We start from the raw sequence: 21,504 nt of genomic DNA, 5'->3' as shown, positions 1-21,504 counted from the left end.
CCCCCGCTTTCTGTTGAAATACGGGTGTTCTCAAGCATTGCCAAATAGATGAAGGCGGGCCGCGAGCCCGCCTTTTGCAGTCCGTTTTCCTTTTCTGTCTTTCCGTTTTACGCCCCAAAGGCCTGTATCCCATGGACGAAACTCTCACCAAACTGGCGTTGGACTACCACGCCTATCCCACTCCCGGCAAAATCTCGGTCACCCCGACCAAGACCCTCGCCAACCAAGACGACCTGTCCCTGGCCTACTCCCCCGGCGTGGCGGCCGCCTGCATGGCCATCTTCGACCAGGGCGACGACGCCGCCTCGAAGTACACCTCGCGCGGCAATCTGGTGGGCGTGATCACCAACGGCACCGCCGTGCTGGGCCTGGGCAACATCGGTCCGCTGGCGGCCAAGCCGGTCATGGAAGGCAAGGGCTGCCTCTTCAAGAAGTTCGCCGGCATCGACGTGTTCGACATCGAACTGGCCGAAAACGATCCGGACAAGCTGGTCGACATCATCGCGGCGCTGGAGCCCACGCTGGGCGGCGTCAACCTCGAGGACATCAAGGCGCCCGAGTGCTTCTATATTGAAAAGAAGCTGCGCGAGCGCATGAAGATCCCCGTCTTCCACGACGACCAGCACGGCACCGCCATCATTTCGTCGGCCGCCATCCTGAACGGCCTGAAGGTCGTGGGCAAGGACATCGGCACGGTCAAGCTGGCCTGCTCGGGCGCCGGCGCCGCCGCCATCGCCTGCCTGGACCTGCTGGTCCACCTGGGCGTCAAGCGCGAGAACATCTACGTGGTGGACTCCCGCGGCGTGATCTGGGACGGCCGCGATGAAAACATGGAGGCCAACAAGAAGCGCTACGCCCAGAAAACCGACGCGCGCACGCTGGCCGACGTGGTCAATGGCGCCGACGTGTTCCTGGGCTGCTCGACCGCCGGCGTGCTGACCGCCGACATGGTCAAGACCATGGCCGCCAGCCCGCTGATCCTGGCCCTGGCCAACCCGGAGCCCGAGATCCGCCCGGAAATCGCCAAGGCGGCGCGCCCGGACTGCATCATCGCCACCGGCCGTTCGGACTACCCGAACCAGGTCAACAACGTGCTGTGCTTCCCGTTCATTTTCCGCGGCGCCATGGACGCCGGCGCCTCGCGCATCACGGAAGAAATGAAGCTGGCTTGCGTGAAGGCCATCGCCGAACTGGCGCAAGCCGAGCAGAACGATGAAGTGGCCCGCGCCTACGCCGGCCAGGAATTGTCGTTCGGCCCCGACTACATCATCCCCAAGCCTTTCGACCCGCGCCTGATCGTCCAGATCGCGCCGGCCGTGGCCCAGGCCGCCGCCGACTCCGGCGTCGCCGCGCGTCCCATCGAGGACATCGAAGCCTACCGCCAGAAGCTGATGGGTTTCGTGTACCACTCCGGCCAGTTGATGCGCCCGCTGTTCGCCCAGGCCAAGAAGGCGCCCAAGCGCGTCATCTACGCCGACGGCGAAGACGAACGCGTCCTGCGCGCGGTGCAGACCGTCTCCGACGAGAAGCTGGCGTTCCCGATCCTGATCGGCCGCCCGGCCGTGATCGAGATGCGCATCAAGAAGTTCGGCCTGCGCCTGGTCGCCGGCCAGCATTTCGAGATCGTGGATCCCGAGGACGACAGCCGCTTCAATGAAACCTGGAGCGCCTACTACCAGCTCAAGGGCCGCGAAGGCGTAACGCCGGCCATCGCCAAGGCGATGATCCGCAAGCACAACACGCTGATCGGCGCGATGCTGCTGCGCCGCGGCGACGCCGACGCGCTGCTTTGCGGCGTGGCCAGCAAGTACGACAACCAGCTCAAGTACATCGACGAAATCATCGGCAAGAAGGAAGGCCAGACCTACGCCGCCCTGAACGTGCTGATGCTGCCCGACCAGACGCTGTTCGTCACCGACACCCACGTCAACGAAAATCCGACGTCGGAAGAAGTGGCCAGCATCACGATCCAGGCCGCCGATGAAATGCTGCGCTTTGGCGTGGTGCCGAAGATCGCCCTGCTGTCGCACTCCAACTTCGGCAGCCGCGTGACGGAATCGTCGCGCAAAATGGCCGCGGCGGCCAGGCTGGTGCAGGAGCGCGCGCCCGACCTGGAAGTCGACGGCGAAATGCACGCCGACGCCGCCCTGTCGGAAAAAATCCGCGTCCTGGCCTACCCGGACAGCACGCTGAAGGGCCGCGCGAACCTGCTGGTCATGCCGAACCTGGACACCGGCAACATCACGTACAACATGCTGAAGATGACCGGCAGCAACGGCATCGCGATGGGCCCGATCCTGCTGGGCGCGGCCCGTCCCGTGCACATCCTGACCACCAGCGCCACCGTGCGCCGCATCGTCAACATGACGGCCCTGGCCGTGGTGGACGCGCAGCAGGAAGCCGCCGAGGCCGCCAAGAAGCGCCGTTGATCGGCCTGCCTGGGCGCCTGCGGCGCCCGGCATGCAAAGCGCCCCTCGGGGCGCTTTTTTCTTGGCGGTTCACCGCGGGATGGTACAACCATGCTTGTCCCGCTTTTCTGGAGCCGCCATGCTGCAAGACGCCCTGCTCGCCTGGTTTCACTATCTGGCCATTTTCGTGCTCGTAGTCATCATGACGGCCGAAGCCGTCCTGCTGCGCCCCGGCCTGACGCCCGACGCGGTTCGCCGCCTGGCCCTGTACGACCGCTTCTTCGGCGTGTCGGCGGTGGCCGTGCTGGTCACCGGGGTGCTGCGCCTCATGCTCGGCGCCAAGGGCGCGGCGTTCTACATGGCCAACCCCTGGTTCCACGCCAAGATCGCCCTCTTCGTCGTGATCGCCCTCTGTTCGATCCCGCCCACCCTCGCCTTCATCCGCTGGCGCAAGCAGGCCGCCACCCAGCCGGGCTTCGTGCCGCCCGAGGCCGACATCCGCCGCGCGCGCCGTTGGGTGATGATCGAATCCCACCTGTTCATCTTCCTGCCGTTGTTCGCGGTGCTGATGGCACGCGGCATCGGCATATAGCGCCCGGCCCCGTTCGGGGCCGGCACGTTCAGGAGGGGCAGCGCACCGACGCCCGAGATGGCGCCCCTTCCACCTCGATGGTCGCGAACAGCATCACGCCCGCCTCCGCGTTCGGCAACGTGGCCAGCACCTCGCCGTCGCCCCGCTGCACCACCGACATGCCCTCGGACAGCGCCTCGCCGTCGTCGCGCTGCACCGTCATGCCATGGTCCGGGCTGAGCACCCAGGCGTCCGGCAGGCGCCGGTTCAGCGGATAGGCGGTGGACTGGACCCGCGTGCCCGCGGGATAGCGATAGGGCCCCAGCCGCAGCGGGCAGGCCAGCGCCGCGCTCGCCACGCCCAGCAGGCGATGCGCGTCGTCCAGGCGCAGCCCGGGACGCCCGAGCAGCATCCCGGACACGGCCAGGGGTTCGGGCGAATCGACGCTCACATACCAGTTCAGCGGCTCTACGTGCCCGTTCGTGTAGGTGTCGCCCTTTCTCGCCCGGACCTCGGCGCCGGCCGGCAACGCGATCTCTCCCGCGCGATTGCCCGCGCCCAGCGTGCAGGATTCGAACTCGGGCCGGGCGCCTTTTTTCTCGACCCTGAATTCGACCTTTTCCGTGGTGTCGCAGCGCCAGCCCGCCACATCCTGCACGCCCGCGCCCCAGAGGTACAGCGTGTGCGGATGCGCGCCGAGTTCCTCGTAGGTTTCCCGGTCGTACTCGGTGCGCAGGTAACGCACGATACGCGTGGCCCGCATGCCGAATGCCGGCACCGGCGCGTCGAACGTCGCCTCGGTGTAGCGCTCGGGCTGGCCTTCCCTCTCCAGCACGAGGCGCGCGCCCGCGGGCATGGCCACGCCCCCCAGCGTCTGCGGCTGCTCCAGCGTCACGCGCCGTGCCGCCTCCAGGCGGTCATACTCGCGGTCCACGGTCCAGAACACATACCGGATGAAGATATAGAAGGCGGACATGGCGGCCAGCGCTAGCAGCGCGCCGCCGTGCAGCCAGGGGCGGCGCCCGAACCGCTGCCTTGCGCGGCGGCTGGCGGCCAGCACCGCCAACCATCCCAGCAATGCCAGGCCCGCGAGCTGGGAAACGAAAAGGAAGACGAAGAATTCCGTCGACGGCAGTGAAATCGGGATCATGGCGGCGATGATACGCGAACCGCCGCCTCGGTCCGGATGCCGCGGCACCGCGGCGCCTCCGGATGGCGGCAGCCCCTTTTTTCGCGCCGTTCAGGTGAAATGGTCGAGGACGGATTCGTCGGTCAATTCGTCCGGTCGCAATGCCCGCTTGATGGCGCCCTTGTGTATCAGCAGCACTCGGTCCGACAACTGGCGAATGAAATCGATGTTCTGCTCCACCAGTACGATCGTCAGCCCCAGGCGCTCGCGGATGTCCTTCAGCTTGTCCACGATTTCGTCGATGATGGAAGGTTGGATGCCCTCGGTGGGTTCGTCGAGCAGCAGCAGCCTCGGCCGCGCGACCAAGGCCCGCGCCAACGCCAGCAGTTGTTGCTCCCCCCCGCTCAGCGCGCCGCCGGGACGTCCCGCCAACGGTTTCAGGCGCGGATATTCATTCAGGATTTCCTCCACGTCCATGCTACGCCCGGGGTTCGCCTTGGCCGAAAAACTGAGGTTTTCCAGCACCGACAGGCCCGGAAAAATACCCCGCCCCTGCGGCACGTAGCCCATGCCCATCCGGGCGCGCAGGTGGGGGGGCAAACGGGTGATGTCCGTGTCCTGCAAACGTGCGGCGCCTGCCGTCGCCGGCAGCACGCCCATCAGCGTCTTCAGCAGCGTGGACTTGCCCATGCCGTTGTGGCCGAGCACCCCCAGGAATTCCGCCTCGGCGACGTGGAATTGGACGCCCTCCAGAACCGGAATGCGGCCATAGCCGGAAGACAGATTGTTGACTGTCAGCAAGTTCATGCGCCGCGCCCCCGTCCCAAATAGACATCGCGCACCTGCGGATCGGCGATGATCTGCTCGAACGAGCCTTCCGTCAGAATGCCGCCTTGATGAAACACGGTGACCTTGCGCGCGATCTTGCCGATGAAGGCCATGTCGTGCTCGACCACCACCACGGCCGCCCGCGTATTCAGTTCCTGTATCAGATCCGCCATGCGCTGGGTTTCCTCGTCGCTCATTCCGGCCGCGGGTTCGTCTAGCAGGATCACCTTCGGATCTCGCGCCACGACCATGCCGATTTCCACCCACTGGCGCTGGCCATGGGCCAACTCTCCCACCAGCTTCCGGGAAACGCCCTCCAGCCCCAGGCGGGCCTTTATCTGCTCGGCCCGGCCGAGCGCCTTGCCGGAGCCGCAGGCGCTCCAGGCGGCCAGCCACAGGTTCTCGTCCACCGTCAGCCCGTCCAGCACGGTGGGCACCTGGTTCTTGATGCCCATGCCCCGCTTGGCGATGACGTGCTGCTGCACATGCCGGATGCTGCTTCCGTCGAACAGGATGTCTCCCTCCGAGGGCGCGAGTTGGCCGCTGAGCAACTTGAAGAATGTGCTCTTGCCCGCGCCGTTCGGCCCGATCAGGCATCTCAGCTCGCCCCGGCGCAAGACGAAATCGATATTGCCCAGCGCCTTGACGCCGCCGAAGCGCTTGCCCACGCCCCGGGCCTCCAGAATGATGTCCTGGTCCGTCATCGGTCGGCCCCCGCGCGCCGCTGCGGCGCAAGACGGGCGATCAGGCTTCGGCACGCCGGTGCCAACCCCTGCGGAAACAACAGCACGCAGAGGATCAATATGAATCCCAGCGCCAGCGTGACCTGGCCGACGCCCACCGTGCCCAGCCACGTGGTGAGGTACTGGATCAGCAGCGTGCCGATGATCGGCCCCACCAGGATGGAGCGCCCGCCGACGATTACCCAGATGACCACCATCGCGGCCTGATTGAGGCTGAACATCTCCGGGCCGACGAAGTTCCCCCACAGCGCGTACAGGCCTCCGGCCAGGCCGGCAAGCCCGCCGGCAATGACGAAGGCGATCAGCTTGTACAGTCGGCTGTCGTACCCCAGCAGCTCCATGCGCTTGTCGTTTTCCCGCAGCCCCACCAGCACGCGTCCCGTCGGACTGGCCAGGAACAGGCGGATGCCGACATACGCCAGCGCCAGGAAGAACAAGGCCAGGTAGAAAATGCCTTCGATGGATTGCAGGTCGAGCGTCCCGATCCGCCAGGGAAGCCCTGGCACGCCGGGAATGCCGTTCTGCCCGTTGAGCCGCACGGTGCCGATAACGTATTCGGGCCCCGAGGTGGCGCGCACGCCCTTCTCGAAGATCAGCGTGACGACCAGCGTGATGACGCTCAGGTAGATGTCGCTGATCCGGCCGAACATCATGAAGTAGCCCAGCAATACCGCGAAGAGCATGGGCACGATGGCCGCCAGCGCGAATGCCGCCACCGGCATGTCGGTATTCAGACTGAACAAGGCGTAGGCATAGCCGCCGAGGCCGAAGAAAATCGTCTGGCCGAAGCTCAGGATGCCAACATAGCCCCACAGCAGCCCCATGCTCAACGCCAGCAGCGACAGGATCATCACCAGCGACAAGTCCAACAGGAACGCGGTGTCGCCGAACAGCGGCACGGCCAGCATCAGCGCCACGCAAACACCCACCGATGCCCACCAGGGCCATCGGGGCGGGCGTCCGGCGTGCGCGTCGAAACTCATGGAAAACGTAGAGCCGCTCATGCTACATACCTCGCTTCATTCTGCCGGTGATGCCCAACGGGAGCATGCGCAGCAGGAGGACCGCCGCGATCAACATGGTGACCTCGCCCAGGACCGAGCTGTAGGCATAGGACACCGCGCCGTCAATCGCGCCGAACAGGGATGAGGCCGCGCTCGCGCCGGCGAGAGGCAAGTGGCCGCCGACGATGACCGTGATGAAAGCCTTGGCCACGAAAAAACCGCCCATGGCGGGACTCACCCCGGTCAATGGCGCCAGCGCCGCACCGGCAAGCCCGGCCAGGCAGGATCCCAGGCCGAACGTGGCCATGTATACCCGGTCTCGATTCACGCCCAGGCAACCGGCCATCTCGGACGCCTGCATGGTTCCGCGCACGATCAGGCCCGCCTTGGTCCGAACCGCCAACCACCAGCACAGCGCGACCAGGGAGAAAGAAAAAGCGCAGATCGCCAGGTTGTAGGAAGATACGTTCATGCCCCCGATGGCGACATTGGCGAAGTCAGTCGACATTCCTATGCTGGATGCGCCGAACACGGTGGTCGCCGCCCCGACGAACAGCAGCGACACCCCCCAGGTGGCCAACAGCGTGTCCACCATCCGTCCGTAAAGGAACCGGATGACCAGCCGCTCGACCACGATGCCGGCGGCGCCCGCGACCGCTCCGCCGGCCAGCACGCCCAGCCACAGCGGCGCGCCGGCGTTGGCGGACAGGACGCAAGCGTATCCTCCCACCATCATGAACTCGCCGTGGGCCAGGTTGATGACCTTCATCATGCCGAATATCACCGCCAGCCCCAGGCTGATCAGCAACATCAACGAGATCGAAAATACGACTAGGTAAAGACCGGTGTATAGCGATGTCACGCGGCTCTCCGAAGCGGATGGTTGGTGTCCGCCAGGGCCGCCGGCGTGGCGGCGGCCCTGGCGTTCCGGACATCTAGAGCTTGGGCTCGTATTGCTTGGTATCGTCGGGGTTGCGCCTCAGGTCGCATACCGCCTGCGTATCGGTGGGCTGGCGCTGGGGGAACGACTTGACGACGTCGAATCCCTTGTCCTTGTTGCCGATGGCGATATGGATATCCATGATGACGTGGTTGGACTGTTCATCGATGGAGTACAGTCCGCCGGGACCGTCGTACCGGGTCCCCGGCAACGCGGCGATGACCTTGTCCGGCTCCGCGCTGCCGGCGCGCCGGACGGCTTCGGCCCATAGCATCATGCCCCGGTAGCCGTACTCTCCATACTCGCCGATGTAGTCCGATTCCCCGGTAAATTCCGCGAAACGCTTCACGAAGCTCCTGGCCGCGTCCGTGGGCAGCGTATCGATGAAGGACGCGGCGATGATGGTTCCGTCGTTCTCCTGCGCGCTGAGCATGGAGTTTTCCCTGGCGGCGCCGTACACCGTGCCGACCAGCGTCATGTTCTTCTTGCCTATGGTCGATTCGAACTGGCGGTAGAAGCTCATGTGGGCATCGCCGACCAGGGCGGACCACACCGCGTCGGGCTTCGCCGCCTGGATGCGGCTGAGCGCGGGCGCGAAGTTGGTGACGTCCAGGGGAAAGAACTCGACGGCCACGTCCTTGCCGCCCTTTTCCCGGATGAACTTCTGCAACCACTTGCTGGTTATCTGGCCGTAGTTGTAGTCGGCCGCCAGGATGTAGTGCGTCTTGGCGTTGCGCTCTTTGATCACATAGTCGACCAGCGGATCCAGCTCCTGCCCCGGCACCATGCCGGGGCACACGTGGCGGCGATCGCACACGCCGCCTTCGTACAGGGCGTTGTAGAAGTACAGCCCCTTGAAGCGCTGCACGATCGGCCTGACCACTTCGCGCGCGGAACTGGCGACGGCGCCGTGGATGACGTCGGCCTTGTCGCGGACGAACGCCTGGGTCGCGTATTGCGAATAGAGGCGGTTGCTGGACTGCGTATCGTAGAAAATGACCTCCACTTTCCGGCCTAGCAAACCGCCTGCCGCGTTGATTTCGTCGGCCGCCATGGCTACCGCCTTGATCTGCTTCAGGCAGTAGTTGTTCAAGACACCGGTCTTGTCCAGCAGGTTGGCGACCTTGATCGGCCTGGACGAATCGATTTGCGCCTGCGCGAGCAGATCGAAGCTGCTGGCGTATGCAAGCACGCCGGCCGCGGTTTTGATGAAACCCCGTCGATTGAGGGACATGGACACTCCTTCCGTTGAATTGCCCGCGCCGGGGTCTCCCGCCGGCGCGGACCGTGCGGCTGTGGCTTGGCCTGACGCCGACGCGCGCCGAGTCGCTCAAGCACCTGCCAGATCGGGATGCCTGCGATGCCAATCCGTCGTTTGCTGATACGCATGCGCGGCGCGCACGATCAGGTCTTCACGGAAGTCGGCGCCCACGAACTGGAAGCCGATCGGCGTGCCGGCCCCTTCAAGAAAGCCGCCGGGCAAGGTGATGGTGGGCGCGCCCGCCATGTCCAGCGGCGCCGTGTATCGCATCATGGCGAACCAGATGTCCACATACGCCTGGCCGGTGACGTGCATTTGCGCCACCGTCGGCGAGGCGATGGGCGTGGTGGGCACCAGCAGCACGTCCACTCCCTGCATCAGCGCCCGCAGCTTGCCCGTGTACGCGGCGCGCTGCAGCAGGATCTTCTGGTAATCGGTGCCGCTCAGCGTCCTGCCCATCTCGATCAGGTTGGCCAATGCCGGGCCGTAGGAGCCCTTCTGCTGCGGATAGGTTTTTTCATGGGCCACGGCGGCTTCGATGCTGCACAGGTTGAACCAGTTCCGCTGCACATCGACCGCATCGGGCGCCTTGACTTCGACAATCTCCGCGCCCAGCCTGGCCATCACGGCGACGGCCTCGTCCATCATCCTGCGCGTCGGCGCATCGACATCGTCGTGGTTCCACCTGGAGTCGACGCCAATGCGCAGTCCCTGGACACCGCGCTCCATTTCGCGCAGATAGTCGGGAACCGGCAACTGGCTGGCCGTCGGGTCGTTGTCGTCGGCGCCCGCGATGGCGCCGAGCATCGCGGCCGAATCCTCCGCGCTGCGGGTCATCGGCCCCAGGTGGTCGAGGGATGCCGCCAGTTCGAACGCGCCGTACCGGCTTACGCGCCCCCAGGTCGGCTTGATGCCGGTCACCCCGCAAGCGGCGGACGGGAAACGGATCGAGCCGCCCGTATCGGTGCCGATGGCGCCGTAGCAAAGCCCGGCCGCCGGCGCCACGCCCGAACCGCTGGAAGACACGCCGGTCCAGTGCTCAGGATTCCAGGGATTGACGGGCGGATCGACTTCCGGATGGTGGTCCGTGAGCGCTCCTTCGGTCAGTTGGACCTTGCCCAGGAGCACAGCCCCGGCCTCGCGCAACCGCTTCACCACCGTGCCGTCTTCATGGGATTGGAACCCGCGGTAGAGTGTCGTGCCGAACGCCGTCGGCGCATCGGCCGTCCAGCACAGGTCTTTCACCGCCACGGGCACCCCGTGCAAGGGGCCGCGCACCTGGCCCTGGGCAATCTCCCGGTCCGCCTGGCGGGCCGCCTCCATCGCGCCGTCCTTCATGAGCAGGACATAGCTCTTGAGACGTCCATCCAGTTTGCCGATGCGATCAATCTGCCGTTCGGTGACGGTTTCAGAAGAGACCTCGCCGGATTGAATGGCCTTGCCGATTTCGCGCAGCCCCATGTAGTGCAGATCATCGTGACTCATCCCGTCCTCCTTGACGTCAGCCGACAGCAGCCGCCAGACGCAATCGCCTTGCGCGGCCTGAAATAGCCTGATGCATGCCTGAAAGCAGATTACGGCGCGTGGCGAACGGTTTCTTGTTCGTGACCGCCAGCAGACTTGACTGTGACAGCCACGGGTGCGGAGCGCGGGATCGGAAGTGGAAAAACAAACAGCCAGTTGGTCCCCTGCGACGGGCTCCAACTGGCTGCCGGACTGGCGCCGATCAGCGCCTTGTTCTAGTCAGCAGGTCTTTCGGCGAATGGCCGTAGCAGAGCTTGAAGATCCGGCTGAAATGCGAAACGTCGTTGAATCCATTGCGGAACGCCGCCTCGGTCACCTGGCGCGCCCGGCCCTCTTTCAGCGAACAATAGGCGGCTTCGAGCCGCCGTTGCCAGACCCAGCGCATGGGTGTGGTGCCGCTCTCGGCGAACATGCGGGTGAGCGTGCGCTCGGACACTCGCAAGGCAATGGCTATCCGGTCCACCGTCAGATGGGGATCGTCCAGGTGGGACTCCACGTATTGCTTGGCGCTCCCAAGCAATTTCTCGCGTTCGCTGGAGGCCGAGTCGCTGCCGGCCATCTGCATCTGGATCGTCGCCGCCAGCAAGTCGAGCAAGGAGGCCGCAAACTGGGTTTGCACGCCGGGAGGCAGATCTTCGGAGAAGTTGATGTCGGCGGCGGACCGTATCGTGTGGAACAGCAAGCCGGTGATGGGCTTGTCCGGCACGAAGCGCATGGCCGTATAGCGTTCCGCCAGCGGGGCGCGATACAGCAATTGCTTGCGTGGAATGCGCAGCAGCAAGACCGACTCGGGCGTCATATCGTAGGTGAACAGGCGCTCCGCGTCGTACAGCGCGATATCGCCATTGTTGATTTGCGTGGAGCGGCCCGATTGCGACAGATGGCCGGTTCCGGACTCCATCAGCGTCAACAGAAACGCCTCGTTCGCATCCCTGCGCACGTGCCTGGCCGCGCGCTGCCACACATGGCGGGGAGAAGACATCCGCGATATCTCGATCTCGTCGATCGACTTGGCGGCGTACTTGCCGATGAAACTACCTGAGCTGTCGATCGTGCTGTCGGCCTGTACACAATGTTTGCAGACGACTTCGTTCCAGTACTCGGGCCGCTGGCGTTCACTCACCTTCTCGGTCGAATAGTTCAGCTTCATTTCCCCTCCGGCGGGGCCAGTGCCAGAGATTGACACGGATTTTGCGGAAATACGGCTTGTCGGTCCTCTTGCTGCCTGCTGCTCCCTGCGTGTTGCCGGGCGGGGAGTTCGCCCCCCCGCTTTGTCCCGAAGATTCTGCCAAAAGGCAACTGCCTTTGAATTGGTATTTACCCGTTGCCCCATCGGACCCTCGGACCGGCGCGTCCCCGCTTCCGGAGGCAGGCGGACAGGCCGCCGCAGACGGGCTGCGCCCATGAAAAAACCCGCCTCGTTGAAGGCGGGTTTCTCGGAGCGGACCGCTAACGGATCAGCGCTTGTCCATCGGGGGCACGTCGCGCGTGACCGAACCGGTGAACAACTGGCGGGGACGGCCGATCTTGTAATCGGGGTCCGACAGCATTTCGTTCCACTGGGCGATCCAGCCCACCGTGCGGGCCAGCGCGAAGATGGCCGTGAACAGCGAGGTCGGGATGCCGATGGCGCGCTGGACGATACCCGAGTAGAAGTCCACGTTCGGGTACAGCTTGCGCTGCACGAAGTACGGATCCGACAGGGCGATGCGTTCCAGTTCCATGGCCAGCTTGAACAGCGGGTCGTTTTCCAGGCCCAGGGCCGAGAGCACTTCCTTGCACGTTTCCTGCATCAGCTTGGCGCGCGGGTCGTAGTTCTTGTAGACGCGGTGGCCAAAGCCCATCAGGCGCACGCCCGAGTTCTTGTCCTTGACCTTCTCCATGAACTCGCCGACCTTGTCGATGCCGCCGTTGGCTTGCAGTTCTTCCAGCATCTGCAGGCAAGCTTCGTTGGCGCCGCCGTGAGCCGGGCCCCACAGGCAAGCCACGCCGGCCGAGATGGCGGCGAACGGGTTGGTGCCCGACGAGCCGCACAGGCGGACGGTCGAGGTCGACGCGTTCTGCTCGTGGTCGGCGTGCAGGATGAAGATGCGGTCCAGCGCGCGCTCGACGACTTCGTTGACCTTGTAGTCTTCGCACGGCGTGGCGAACATCATGCGCAGGAAGTTGCCCGTGTAGGACAGGTCGTTCTGCGGGTAGATGAAAGGCTGGCCTTGCGAGTACTTATACGCCATCGCGACCAGCGTCGGCATCTTGGCGATCAGGCGGATGGCCGAGATGTGGCGATGCTGCGGGTTCGTGATGTCGGTGGAGTCGTGGTAGAACGCGGACAGCGCGCCGACCAGGCCGGTCAGGACGGCCATGGGGTGCGCGTCGCGGCGGAAACCGCGCAGGAAGAAATGCAGTTGCTCGTTCACCATCGTGTGATGGGTCACTTGCGAGTCGAAATCGGCCTTCTGGTCCTTGTTCGGCAGTTCGCCGTTCAGGATCAGGTAGCAGATGTCCATGAAGTCGCAGTTCACGGCCAGTTGCTCGATGGGGAAGCCGCGGTACAGCAGCTCGCCCTTGTCGCCATCGATGTACGTGATGCCCGATTCGCAGGCGGCGGTGGACATGAAGCCCGGGTCAAACGTGAACATGCCCGTCTGGCCGTAAAGCTTGCGGATGTCGATCACATCCGGACCGACCGTGCCCTTGTAGACAGGGAACTCAATGGGGGCGCTGCCATCCGAGAAGGATAGCGTGGCTTTTTTGTCAGACAGGTTCATGTTTTTTCCTCTCAATTAATCAGAGCGCGCGCATCTGGCCAATAATGCTCCGAAGCCTGGGCGTGTCCAGCGCGCCCTCGAGTTCCTTGCGAGCCAGCAGCAGGTCGAGAAGGTCGTTGTCTCCCATTTCGAACAACTGCGTCAATGCGGCTACGTCATCGTCGGTAAGTTCGGCCTCGTGGGCGTCCAGATACCGGGTGATGATCAAGTCGTTTTCGAGCAGACCGCGGCGCGCCCGCCAACGCAAACGCGCCCGCTCTAGTTCAGTAAGCCTGCTCATCGTTACACCTAAATAAAAAGTCCCTCGCCACGTCCGCCAGGCAGACGCGCCGCCCCTTTAAAGGGGACATGCCCATTCAAGAGGCGGCGCGGCGATAAAAACACACCGCTTGATACTAGACCGTGCGGCGAACCAGCAGTTCCTTGATCTTGCCGATCGCCTTGGTCGGGTTCAGGCCCTTGGGACAGACGTCGACGCAATTCATGATGGTGTGGCAACGGAACAGGCGATACGGGTCTTCCAGGTTGTCCAGGCGGCCGCCCGTGGCTTCGTCGCGGCTGTCGGCGATGAAGCGGTAGGCTTGCAGCAGGCCGGCCGGGCCGACGAACTTGTCCGGATTCCACCAGAACGACGGGCAGGAAGTGGAACAGCACGCGCACAGAATGCACTCGTACAGGCCGTCCAGCTCTTCGCGCGCCTCGGGCGACTGCAGGCGTTCCTTTTCGGGCGGCGGCGTGTCGTTGATGAGGTACGGGCGGATCGAGTGGTACTGGTTGAAGAAGTGCGTCATGTCCACGATCAGGTCGCGGATGACCGGCAGGCCGGGCAGCGGACGCAGGACGATCGGTTCCTTCAGTTCGCGCAGGTTCGTCGTGCAGGCCAGGCCGTTCTTGCCGTTGATGTTCATGGCGTCCGAACCGCACACGCCTTCACGGCACGAGCGGCGCAGGGCCAGGCTGTCATCGACGTCGTTCTTGATGCGCACCAGCGCATCGAGCAGCATCTTGTCGGTGGGCTGGAGTTCGACTTCCAGCTTCTGCATGTACGGGCGCTCGTCCTTGTCCGGATCGTAGCGGTAGATTTCGAACTTGACGATTCTCTTGGTGCTCATAGTAGGACTCTATCCGGACTTAGAAGGTACGCGCCTTGGGCGGGAAGGACTCGACCGTCAGAGGCTTCATCTGCACGGGCTTGTAATCCAGGCGGCTGCCTTCGGAGTACCACAGCGTGTGCTTCAGCCAGTTCTCGTCGTCGCGGGTCGGGTGGTCGTCCAGCGCATGGGCGCCGCGGCTTTCGGTGCGGTTGGCGGCCGACTTGATGGTGGCGCGGGCCACTTCGGTCATGTTGGCCAGTTCCAGCGCCTCGACGCGCGCGGTGTTGAACACCTTGGACTTGTCCTTGAAGTAGATGTTGTCGGCTTGCTTGGCCAGGTCCTCGATCTGCTCCACGCCTTCGTTCAGCAGGTCCAGCGTGCGGAACACGCCGCAGTGGCGCTGCATCGAGAAGCGGATGGCGTTGCCGATGTCCTGCGTCTTTTCGCCGGAGGTGCGCGATTCCAGCTTGTTCACGCGGTCCAGCGAGAATTCGACGGCCTGCTGCGGCACGGGCTGGTGCGCGTGCTGGCGTTCCGGATGCGAATTCACGATGTGGTTGCCGGTGGCGCGGCCGAACACGATCAGGTCCAGCAGCGAGTTCGTGCCCAGGCGGTTGGCGCCGTGCACCGACACCGCGGCGCATTCGCCGATGGCGTACAGGCCGTTGACGATCTTGTTCTCGCCGTTTTCGCGCGTCAGCACCTGGCCGTGGTAGTTGGCCGGGATGCCGCCCATCTGGTAGTGGATGGTCGGGACGACGGGGATCGGTTCCTTGATCGGGTCCACGTTGCCGAACTTGATGGCGATTTCGCGGATCGAGGGCAGGCGCTTGTTGATCACGTCGGCGCCCAGGTGGTCCAGCTTCAGGACCACGTAGCTGCCGTCGGGACCGCAGCCGCGGCCTTCCTTGATTTCCTGGTCCATCGAGCGGGACACGAAGTCGCGCGGGGCCAGGTCCTTCAGCGTGGGCGCGTAGCGCTCCATGAAGCGTTCGCCGTCCTTGTTCAGCAGGATGCCGCCTTCGCCGCGCACGCCTTCCGTGATCAGCACGCCGGCGCCGGCCACGCCGGTCGGGTGGAATTGCCAGAATTCCATGTCCTGCAGCGGGATGCCCGCGCGGGCGGCCATGCCCAGGCCGTCGCCGGTGTTGATGAAGGCGTTGGTGGACGCGGCCCAGATGCGGCCGGCGCCGCCGGTGGCCAGCACCGTGGTCTTGGCTTCCAGGATGTAGATCTCGCCCGTTTCCATTTCCAGGGCGGTCACGCCGACGACGTCGCCGGCTTCGTTGCGCAGCAGGTCCAGCGCCATCCATTCGACGAAGAACTGGGTGCGCGCGGCGACGTTGCGCTGGTAGAGGGTGTGCAGCAGCGCGTGGCCGGTGCGGTCGGCAGCGGCACAGGCGCGCTGGACCGGCTTTTCGCCGAAGTTGGCGGTGTGGCCGCCGAACGGACGCTGGTAGATGGTGCCGTCGGGGTTGCGGTCGAACGGCATGCCGAAGTGTTCGAGTTCGTACACGGCGTTCGGCGCTTCACGGCACATGAATTCGATGGCGTCCTGGTCGCCCAGCCAGTCCGAACCCTTGACGGTGTCGTACATGTGCCAGTACCAGTTGTCTTCGCTCATGTTGCCCAGCGAGGCGCTCACGCCGCCTTGGGCGGCAACCGTGTGCGAACGCGTGGGGAACACCTTGGACAGCACCGCAACGGACAGGCCCGCTTGGGACAGTTGCAGCGAACAACGCATGCCGGCTCCGCCGGCGCCGACGACCACCACATCAAACTGGCGGCGCGGCAGGGATTTCAGGACAGAGACCACGGCTTAAATGCTCCAGAGGATTTGCGCGAAGTAAACGACCGAACCGACCAGCCAGAGGATCGTCAGCACTTGCAGCAGCAGGCGCACGCCCACCGACTTGACGTAGTCCATCCAGATGTCGCGCACGCCAATCCAGGCGTGCCAGGCCAGCGCAACGAATGCAAGGGTGGCCAGGATCTGGCCGACCGGAAGAACGCCCACGTAGAAATTGAACAGCGAGGTCCAGTGTTCGTACGTGAAGGCCGGCATCGCCAGGATGCCGATCAGCAGCACCAGCGTGTACACGGCCATGATGACGGCGGTGACGCGCTGGATGATGAAATCCATGACGCCGTAGTGGGCGCCCACGACCAGACGCTTGGGTCCGTAGTTTTTGACGTCGGCCATTACAGCGCTCCGAACAGTTTGAGGGCGAACACCAGGGTCAGCGCCAGGCTCACCCCGAAAACCACGCCGGCGCTCTTCTTGGCCGACAGTTTGTCGATGCCGATGTGCAGGTCCAGCAGCAGGTAGCGGATGCCGGCACAGAAATGGTGCAGGTAGCCCCAGACCAGGACCAGGAAGACAAGCTTGACTATCGGGTTGCCGGCGTACGCGGCCACGGCGGCGAACGTCTGCGGCGCGGCCACGCTGGCCGCGAACAGCGGCAGAATGACCAAGGGAAGACAGAGGAACAGCAGCGCGCCGCTGACGCGGTGCAGGATGGACAGCTTGCCGGCCAGGGGCAGGCGGTAGCTGGCGAGTTGCGCAATGCCAATATTGCGAAACTGCGGACGTGGCTTGGCAGCGGTGTCGGACATGACGGCCTCGGTGTTTCGGAACTAGGGAATCGTGACGGCAAGAATGCCGTGGCCCTTGCGGGCAAACACGGTATTTTCGCCCAGAGATAGGGTCGGTATCAAATCGTAGTCAAAAAGCTCATCAATTCAAACTATTGCGGTAATGGTATCGATCGGTCAAGTACAAGCCCCGGCGGATTTCCATGGGGCGGTCACCGTAGGTGTAGGACACCCGATCCACCTGCAACAACGGCGTCCCGACGGCAACATTAAGCAGCGGACAGACTTCGGCCGGCGCGGGCACCGCGCGCAGCTTCTCGTCCGCGCGCACCATGCTCACGCCGAATTCGGATTCGAACAGGCCATAGAGCGGCGCCTTGTTGGCGGTCAGCAGCTCCAGGGTCAGCCCGCGGAAAATGGAACCGGGCAGCCAGATGTCGTCCACGACGGTGGGCGCATGCCCCAGGGACAGCAGGCGGCGGATCATCACGACGGTTTCGCCGGCCCGCAGGTCCAGGGCGCGCGCGATCTCGGCGGGCGCCCGCAGGCGGCGGCATTCCAGGATGCGGCTTTCCGCCCTGCCGGCTTCGCCCTCGTCATCGGGGGCCAGGCGCAGGAAGCGGTAGCGCACGCGGGCTTCGTGGTGGGTGGCGACGAACGTGCCCTTGCCCTGGCGGCGCAGCAGCATGTGCTCGGCGGCAAGCTCGTCGACCGCCTTGCGCACCGTGCCCTGGCTCACTTGGAAACGGGCGGCAAGGTCGATTTCGCTGGGGATGAGTTCGCCCGGCTTCCATTCGCCGCGCTCCAGGCTTTGGACCAGCAGATCCTTGATCTGCCGGTAGAGCGGACTGAAAGCGGCCCCCTCGCCCGACGGACGGGCGGCGCGAGTGCGTAAGGAGGTTTCGGGCCGGGGCTCTGCCATGGATCTTCTTGGTTGTGTCATGTTTATCCGGGTGGATGGAAAGGCGGCGCAAGGGACGCGAACCCATCCGCAATACGCCGCTGCCGCCAGTCTTCTGGCTTGATACAGGCGCGCGGCCAAGCAAGGCTGCGGCGCATTCGAATAAACGCTCTATTGTGGCACACCGCGAGGGACGCTGTCCAACGTCTTATGTCTTATATAAGATAGAAGAGCAATTGACGCATACGTAAAATCAATCTAGGATTCACCGCTGCCCGGGCGCCGCGCGCCCAGCCTTGCGCGCGTTGATTTTCACGCCCAACGATTACACTGATTGGTGAGATTTTTTTCTCGCCAAACCATTACGGAGAACGTCCATGTCCAAGCCTGCCTTGCGTGTCGCCGTCACCGGCGCCGCCGGCCAAATCGGTTACGCACTGCTATTCCGCATCGCCTCGGGCGAAATGCTGGGTAAAGATCAACCCGTCATCCTGCAACTGCTGGAAATCCCCGACGAGAAAGCGCAAAAGGCCCTGAAGGGCGTCATCATGGAACTGGATGACTGCGCCTTCCCGCTGCTGCAGGAAGTCACCGCCCACAGCGATCCCCGCACCGCCTTCAAGGACGCCGACGTGGCCCTGCTGGTCGGCGCCCGTCCGCGCGGCCCCGGCATGGAGCGCAAGGACCTGCTGTCCGTCAACGCGCAGATCTTCACGGCGCAGGGCAAGGCCCTGAACGACGTGGCCAGCCGCAACGTCAAGGTGCTGGTCGTGGGCAACCCCGCCAACACCAACGCCTACATCGCCATGAAGTCGGCGCCGGACCTGCCCGCCAAGAACTTCACCGCCATGCTGCGCCTGGACCACAACCGCGCCCTGTCGCAACTGGCCGCCAAGTCGGGCAAGGCCGTCGCCGACATCGAAAAGCTGGTCGTGTGGGGCAACCACTCGCCCACCATGTACCCCGACTACCGCTTCGCCACCGTCGGCGGCGAGTCGCTGTCCAAGCTGATCAACGACGACGCCTGGAACCGCGACACGTTCATCCCCACCGTGGGCAAGCGCGGCGCCGCCATCATCGAAGCCCGCGGCCTGTCCTCGGCCGCCTCGGCCGCCAACGCCGCCATCGACCACGTCCGTGACTGGGTCCTGGGCAGCAACGGCAAGTGGGTCACGATGGGCATCCCGTCCGACGGCTCCTACGGCATCCCCGAAGGCATCATCTACGGCGTGCCGGTCACGACCGAAAATGGCGAATACAAGCGCATCGAAGGCCTGGAAATCGACGCCTTCTCGCGCGAACGCCTGGACTTCACGCTGAAAGAGCTCCTCGAAGAGCGCGACGGCGTGAAGGACCTGCTGAAGTAAGCAGCGCTTGAGCAAAGGATTGGGCCCGTTCGCGGGCCCAATTCCTAGGGGAAGCCCAATGAATGGGGCTTCCCTGTCGGTCCGCAACATAAATCTGTCTCTTTGCGCCCGCGCAAAGAATTGTCGCGAAGGGGACAGATTTATTCTACGGAGACCCACCATGTCCAGACCCGAATCCGCCGGCGCCCTCTTTCGCCGCGCGCTGGCCGAAGAAAGCCCGCTGCAGATCATCGGCGCCATCAACGCCAACCACGCCCTGCTGGCCAAGCGCGCCGGCTATCGCGCCATCTATCTGTCCGGCGGCGGCGTCGCGGCCGGTTCGCTGGGCCTGCCCGACCTCGGCATCAACACGATGGACGACGTCCTGACCGACGTGCGCCGCATCACCGACGTCTGCGACGTGCCCCTGCTGGTGGACATCGACACCGGCTTCGGCCCGTCGGCGTTCAACATCGCCCGCACCGTCAAAAGCCTGATCAAGTTCGGCGCGGCCGCCTGCCACATCGAAGACCAGGTCGGCGCCAAGCGTTGCGGCCACCGCCCCGGCAAGGAAATCGTCTCGACCGAAGAGATGGCCGACCGCGTCAAGGCCGCGGCCGACGCCCGCACCGACAGCGACTTCTACCTGATCGCCCGCACCGACGCGATCGCCTCGCACGGCGTGGACGCCGCCATCGAGCGCGCGCTGGCCTGCGTGGAAGCCGGCGCCGACGCCATCTTCGCCGAAGCCGCCTACGACCTGCCCACCTACGACCGCTTCGTCAAGGCCGTCAAGGTGCCGGTGCTGGCCAACATCACCGAATTCGGCAAGACCCCGCTGTTCTCGGTCGAGGAACTCAAGAGCGTCGGCGTGGGCATGGTGCTGTACCCGCTGTCCGCCTTCCGCGCCATGAACAAGGCCGCCGAAGCCGTCTACACCGCCATCCGCCGCGACGGCCACCAGAAGAACGTGGTGGACCTGATGCAGACGCGCGAGGAACTGTACGACCGCATCGGCTACCACGAATTCGAATCGAAGCTGGACGCGCTTTTCCAGAAGGGCAAGGCGTAAGCCTGCGATACCCGGCGCCGGGGCCGCCGCCGCGGCGCCATGCATGCCACCCTATTGCAACGACCACCGCGTAAGGAAAGGAGTAGAGACATGAGCACGGCTCCCAAGAAGCAGGAAGCGAAAACGGACGCCAAGCCGGAGGAAAAAGCCGGTTTCAAGCCCAAGAAGTCGGTTGCGCTGTCCGGCGTCGTCGCCGGCAACACCGCACTGTGCACGGTCGGCCGCAGCGGCAACGACCTGCACTACCGCGGCTACGACATCCTGGACATCGCCCACACCAGCGAGTTCGAGGAAATCGCGCACCTGCTCGTCCATGGCAAGCTGCCCAACAAGGCCGAACTGAAGGCCTACAAGGAAAAGCTGCGCAGCCTGCGCGGCCTGCCCGCCCAATTGCAGGCCGCGCTGGAAGCCCTCCCCGCCGCCAGCCACCCCATGGACGTGATGCGCACCGCCGTATCGGTGCTGGGCTGCGTGCTGCCTGAAAAGGACGACCACAACACCCCGGGCGCGCGCGACATCGCCGACCGCCTGATGGCCAACCTGGGCTCGGCGCTGCTGTACTGGTATCACTACAGCCACAACGGCCGCATCATCGACGTGCAGACCGACGACGACAGCATCGGCGGCCACTTCCTGCACCTGCTGCACGGCGAGAAGCCCAGCGAAGAGTGGGTCAAGGCCATGCACATCTCGCTGAACCTGTACGCCGAACACGAGTTCAACGCGTCCACGTTCACCGCCCGCGTCGTCGCCGGCACCGGCTCCGACGTGTACTCCGCCATCACCGGCGCCATCGGCGCGCTGCGCGGCCCCAAGCACGGCGGCGCCAACGAAGTCGCCTTCGAAGTGCAGAAGCGCTACGAGACCCCCGACGAGGCCGAGGCCGACATCCGCCGCCGCGTGGAAGCCAAGGAAGTCGTCATCGGCTTCGGCCACCCGGTCTACACGGTGTCCGACCCCCGCAACAAGGTCATCAAGGAAGTGGCGAAGAAGCTGTCCAAGAAGGCCGGCAGCACCAAGATGTTCGACATCGCCGAACGCCTGGAAACGGTCATGTGGGACATCAAGAAGATGTTCCCCAACCTGGACTGGTTCTCGGCCGTCAGCTACCACATGATGGGCGTGCCCACCGCCATGTTCACCCCGCTGTTCGTCATCGCGCGCACGGCGGGCTGGTCGGCCCACATCATCGAACAGCGCATCGACAACAAGATCATCCGCCCCACCGCCAACTACGTGGGTCCGGAAGATCAGAAGTTCGTGCCGATCGAAAAGCGGAAGTAAGGCAACCCATGGGCCCGTCGTCGGAAAACAAAGCGG

At 64.6% G+C, this 21,504-nt stretch carries 20 protein-coding genes; 5 read left to right on the top strand and 15 right to left on the bottom strand.

The window, feature by feature from the left end:
* Positions 1–131: 131 nt before the first annotated feature.
* Positions 132–2,429, top strand: a complete 2,298-nt coding sequence (locus AVE30378_RS16735) for an NADP-dependent malic enzyme (RefSeq protein WP_129241988.1) — start codon at positions 132–134, stop codon at positions 2,427–2,429.
* 118 nt (positions 2,430–2,547) lie between these two features.
* The gene (locus AVE30378_RS16730; RefSeq protein ID WP_129241987.1) at positions 2,548–3,000 is read left to right on the top strand and encodes a DUF2214 family protein; all 453 of its coding nucleotides are present in this window, start codon (positions 2,548–2,550) and stop codon (positions 2,998–3,000) included.
* A 28-nt stretch (positions 3,001–3,028) separates the two neighbouring features.
* On the opposite strand, the gene AVE30378_RS16725 is transcribed toward AVE30378_RS16730, so the two are convergent.
* The 15 genes from AVE30378_RS16725 to AVE30378_RS16655 all read right to left on the bottom strand — a co-directional run bounded on the left by AVE30378_RS16725 (position 3,029) and on the right by AVE30378_RS16655 (position 17,787).
* The gene (locus AVE30378_RS16725; RefSeq protein ID WP_129241986.1) at positions 3,029–4,129 is read right to left on the bottom strand and encodes a hypothetical protein; all 1,101 of its coding nucleotides are present in this window, start codon (positions 4,127–4,129) and stop codon (positions 3,029–3,031) included.
* Positions 4,130–4,219: 90 nt separating this feature from the next.
* On the bottom strand, positions 4,220–4,915 hold the full coding sequence (locus AVE30378_RS16720) for an ABC transporter ATP-binding protein (RefSeq protein ID WP_244235073.1): 696 nt from the start codon (positions 4,913–4,915) through the stop codon (positions 4,220–4,222).
* The gene (locus AVE30378_RS16715) at positions 4,912–5,640 is read right to left on the bottom strand and encodes an ATP-binding cassette domain-containing protein (protein ID WP_129241985.1); all 729 of its coding nucleotides are present in this window, start codon (positions 5,638–5,640) and stop codon (positions 4,912–4,914) included. Before AVE30378_RS16715 ends, AVE30378_RS16720 begins: the two co-directional genes overlap by 4 nt.
* Positions 5,637–6,683, bottom strand: a complete 1,047-nt coding sequence (locus AVE30378_RS16710; protein ID WP_129241984.1) for a branched-chain amino acid ABC transporter permease — start codon at positions 6,681–6,683, stop codon at positions 5,637–5,639. Before AVE30378_RS16710 ends, AVE30378_RS16715 begins: the two co-directional genes overlap by 4 nt.
* A gap of 1 nt (position 6,684) precedes the next feature.
* Positions 6,685–7,545, bottom strand: a complete 861-nt coding sequence (locus AVE30378_RS16705) for a branched-chain amino acid ABC transporter permease (RefSeq protein ID WP_244235072.1) — start codon at positions 7,543–7,545, stop codon at positions 6,685–6,687.
* A 73-nt stretch (positions 7,546–7,618) separates the two neighbouring features.
* A complete protein-coding gene (locus AVE30378_RS16700; RefSeq protein WP_129241983.1) occupies positions 7,619–8,857 on the bottom strand; it encodes an ABC transporter substrate-binding protein in 1,239 nt (412 codons plus the stop codon).
* A gap of 96 nt (positions 8,858–8,953) precedes the next feature.
* Positions 8,954–10,369 carry an amidase gene (locus AVE30378_RS16695; RefSeq protein ID WP_129241982.1) on the bottom strand — a complete coding sequence of 472 codons (1,416 nt, stop codon included), beginning with the start codon at positions 10,367–10,369 and terminating at the stop codon, positions 8,954–8,956.
* Between the two features lie 241 nt (positions 10,370–10,610).
* Positions 10,611–11,558: a helix-turn-helix domain-containing protein gene (locus AVE30378_RS16690; protein ID WP_165360208.1), complete on the bottom strand. Its 948-nt coding sequence runs from the start codon at positions 11,556–11,558 to the stop codon at positions 10,611–10,613.
* A gap of 307 nt (positions 11,559–11,865) precedes the next feature.
* A complete protein-coding gene (locus tag AVE30378_RS16685; RefSeq protein WP_062684931.1) occupies positions 11,866–13,176 on the bottom strand; it encodes a citrate synthase in 1,311 nt (436 codons plus the stop codon).
* A gap of 19 nt (positions 13,177–13,195) precedes the next feature.
* Complete coding sequence (locus tag AVE30378_RS16680) at positions 13,196–13,456, bottom strand: succinate dehydrogenase assembly factor 2 (RefSeq protein WP_129241980.1); 261 nt, start codon at positions 13,454–13,456, stop codon at positions 13,196–13,198.
* 115 nt (positions 13,457–13,571) lie between these two features.
* Positions 13,572–14,288 carry a succinate dehydrogenase iron-sulfur subunit gene (locus tag AVE30378_RS16675; protein WP_129241979.1) on the bottom strand — a complete coding sequence of 239 codons (717 nt, stop codon included), beginning with the start codon at positions 14,286–14,288 and terminating at the stop codon, positions 13,572–13,574.
* Between the two features lie 19 nt (positions 14,289–14,307).
* Positions 14,308–16,086, bottom strand: a complete 1,779-nt coding sequence (gene sdhA, locus AVE30378_RS16670) for a succinate dehydrogenase flavoprotein subunit (protein WP_129241978.1) — start codon at positions 16,084–16,086, stop codon at positions 14,308–14,310.
* Between the two features lie 3 nt (positions 16,087–16,089).
* Positions 16,090–16,473 (bottom strand): succinate dehydrogenase, hydrophobic membrane anchor protein, encoded by a 384-nt coding sequence (gene sdhD, locus AVE30378_RS16665; protein WP_129241977.1) that lies wholly within the window; start codon positions 16,471–16,473, stop codon positions 16,090–16,092.
* Positions 16,473–16,886: a succinate dehydrogenase, cytochrome b556 subunit gene (sdhC, locus tag AVE30378_RS16660; protein ID WP_129241976.1), complete on the bottom strand. Its 414-nt coding sequence runs from the start codon at positions 16,884–16,886 to the stop codon at positions 16,473–16,475. Before sdhC ends, sdhD begins: the two co-directional genes overlap by 1 nt.
* 121 nt (positions 16,887–17,007) lie before the next feature.
* On the bottom strand, positions 17,008–17,787 hold the full coding sequence (locus AVE30378_RS16655; protein WP_129241975.1) for a GntR family transcriptional regulator: 780 nt from the start codon (positions 17,785–17,787) through the stop codon (positions 17,008–17,010).
* A gap of 356 nt (positions 17,788–18,143) precedes the next feature.
* Between AVE30378_RS16655 and AVE30378_RS16650 the strand changes: the two genes are divergently transcribed.
* The 3 genes from AVE30378_RS16650 to prpC all read left to right on the top strand — a co-directional run bounded on the left by AVE30378_RS16650 (position 18,144) and on the right by prpC (position 21,468).
* On the top strand, positions 18,144–19,133 hold the full coding sequence (locus AVE30378_RS16650) for a malate dehydrogenase (RefSeq protein WP_013392305.1): 990 nt from the start codon (positions 18,144–18,146) through the stop codon (positions 19,131–19,133).
* A 160-nt stretch (positions 19,134–19,293) separates the two neighbouring features.
* Positions 19,294–20,184, top strand: coding sequence for a methylisocitrate lyase (prpB, locus tag AVE30378_RS16645; RefSeq protein ID WP_043542890.1), 891 nt, complete (start codon positions 19,294–19,296; stop codon positions 20,182–20,184).
* A 90-nt stretch (positions 20,185–20,274) separates the two neighbouring features.
* The gene (gene prpC / locus AVE30378_RS16640; RefSeq protein ID WP_129241974.1) at positions 20,275–21,468 is read left to right on the top strand and encodes a bifunctional 2-methylcitrate synthase/citrate synthase; all 1,194 of its coding nucleotides are present in this window, start codon (positions 20,275–20,277) and stop codon (positions 21,466–21,468) included.
* The last annotated feature ends 36 nt before the right edge of the window (positions 21,469–21,504 follow it).

The organism is Achromobacter veterisilvae (assembly GCF_900496975.1).
Classification (GTDB): Bacteria; Pseudomonadota; Gammaproteobacteria; order Burkholderiales; family Burkholderiaceae_B; genus Achromobacter; species Achromobacter veterisilvae.
The sequence above is the reverse complement of the archived record's forward strand: the minus strand, read 5'-3'. Positions and strand labels throughout refer to the sequence as shown.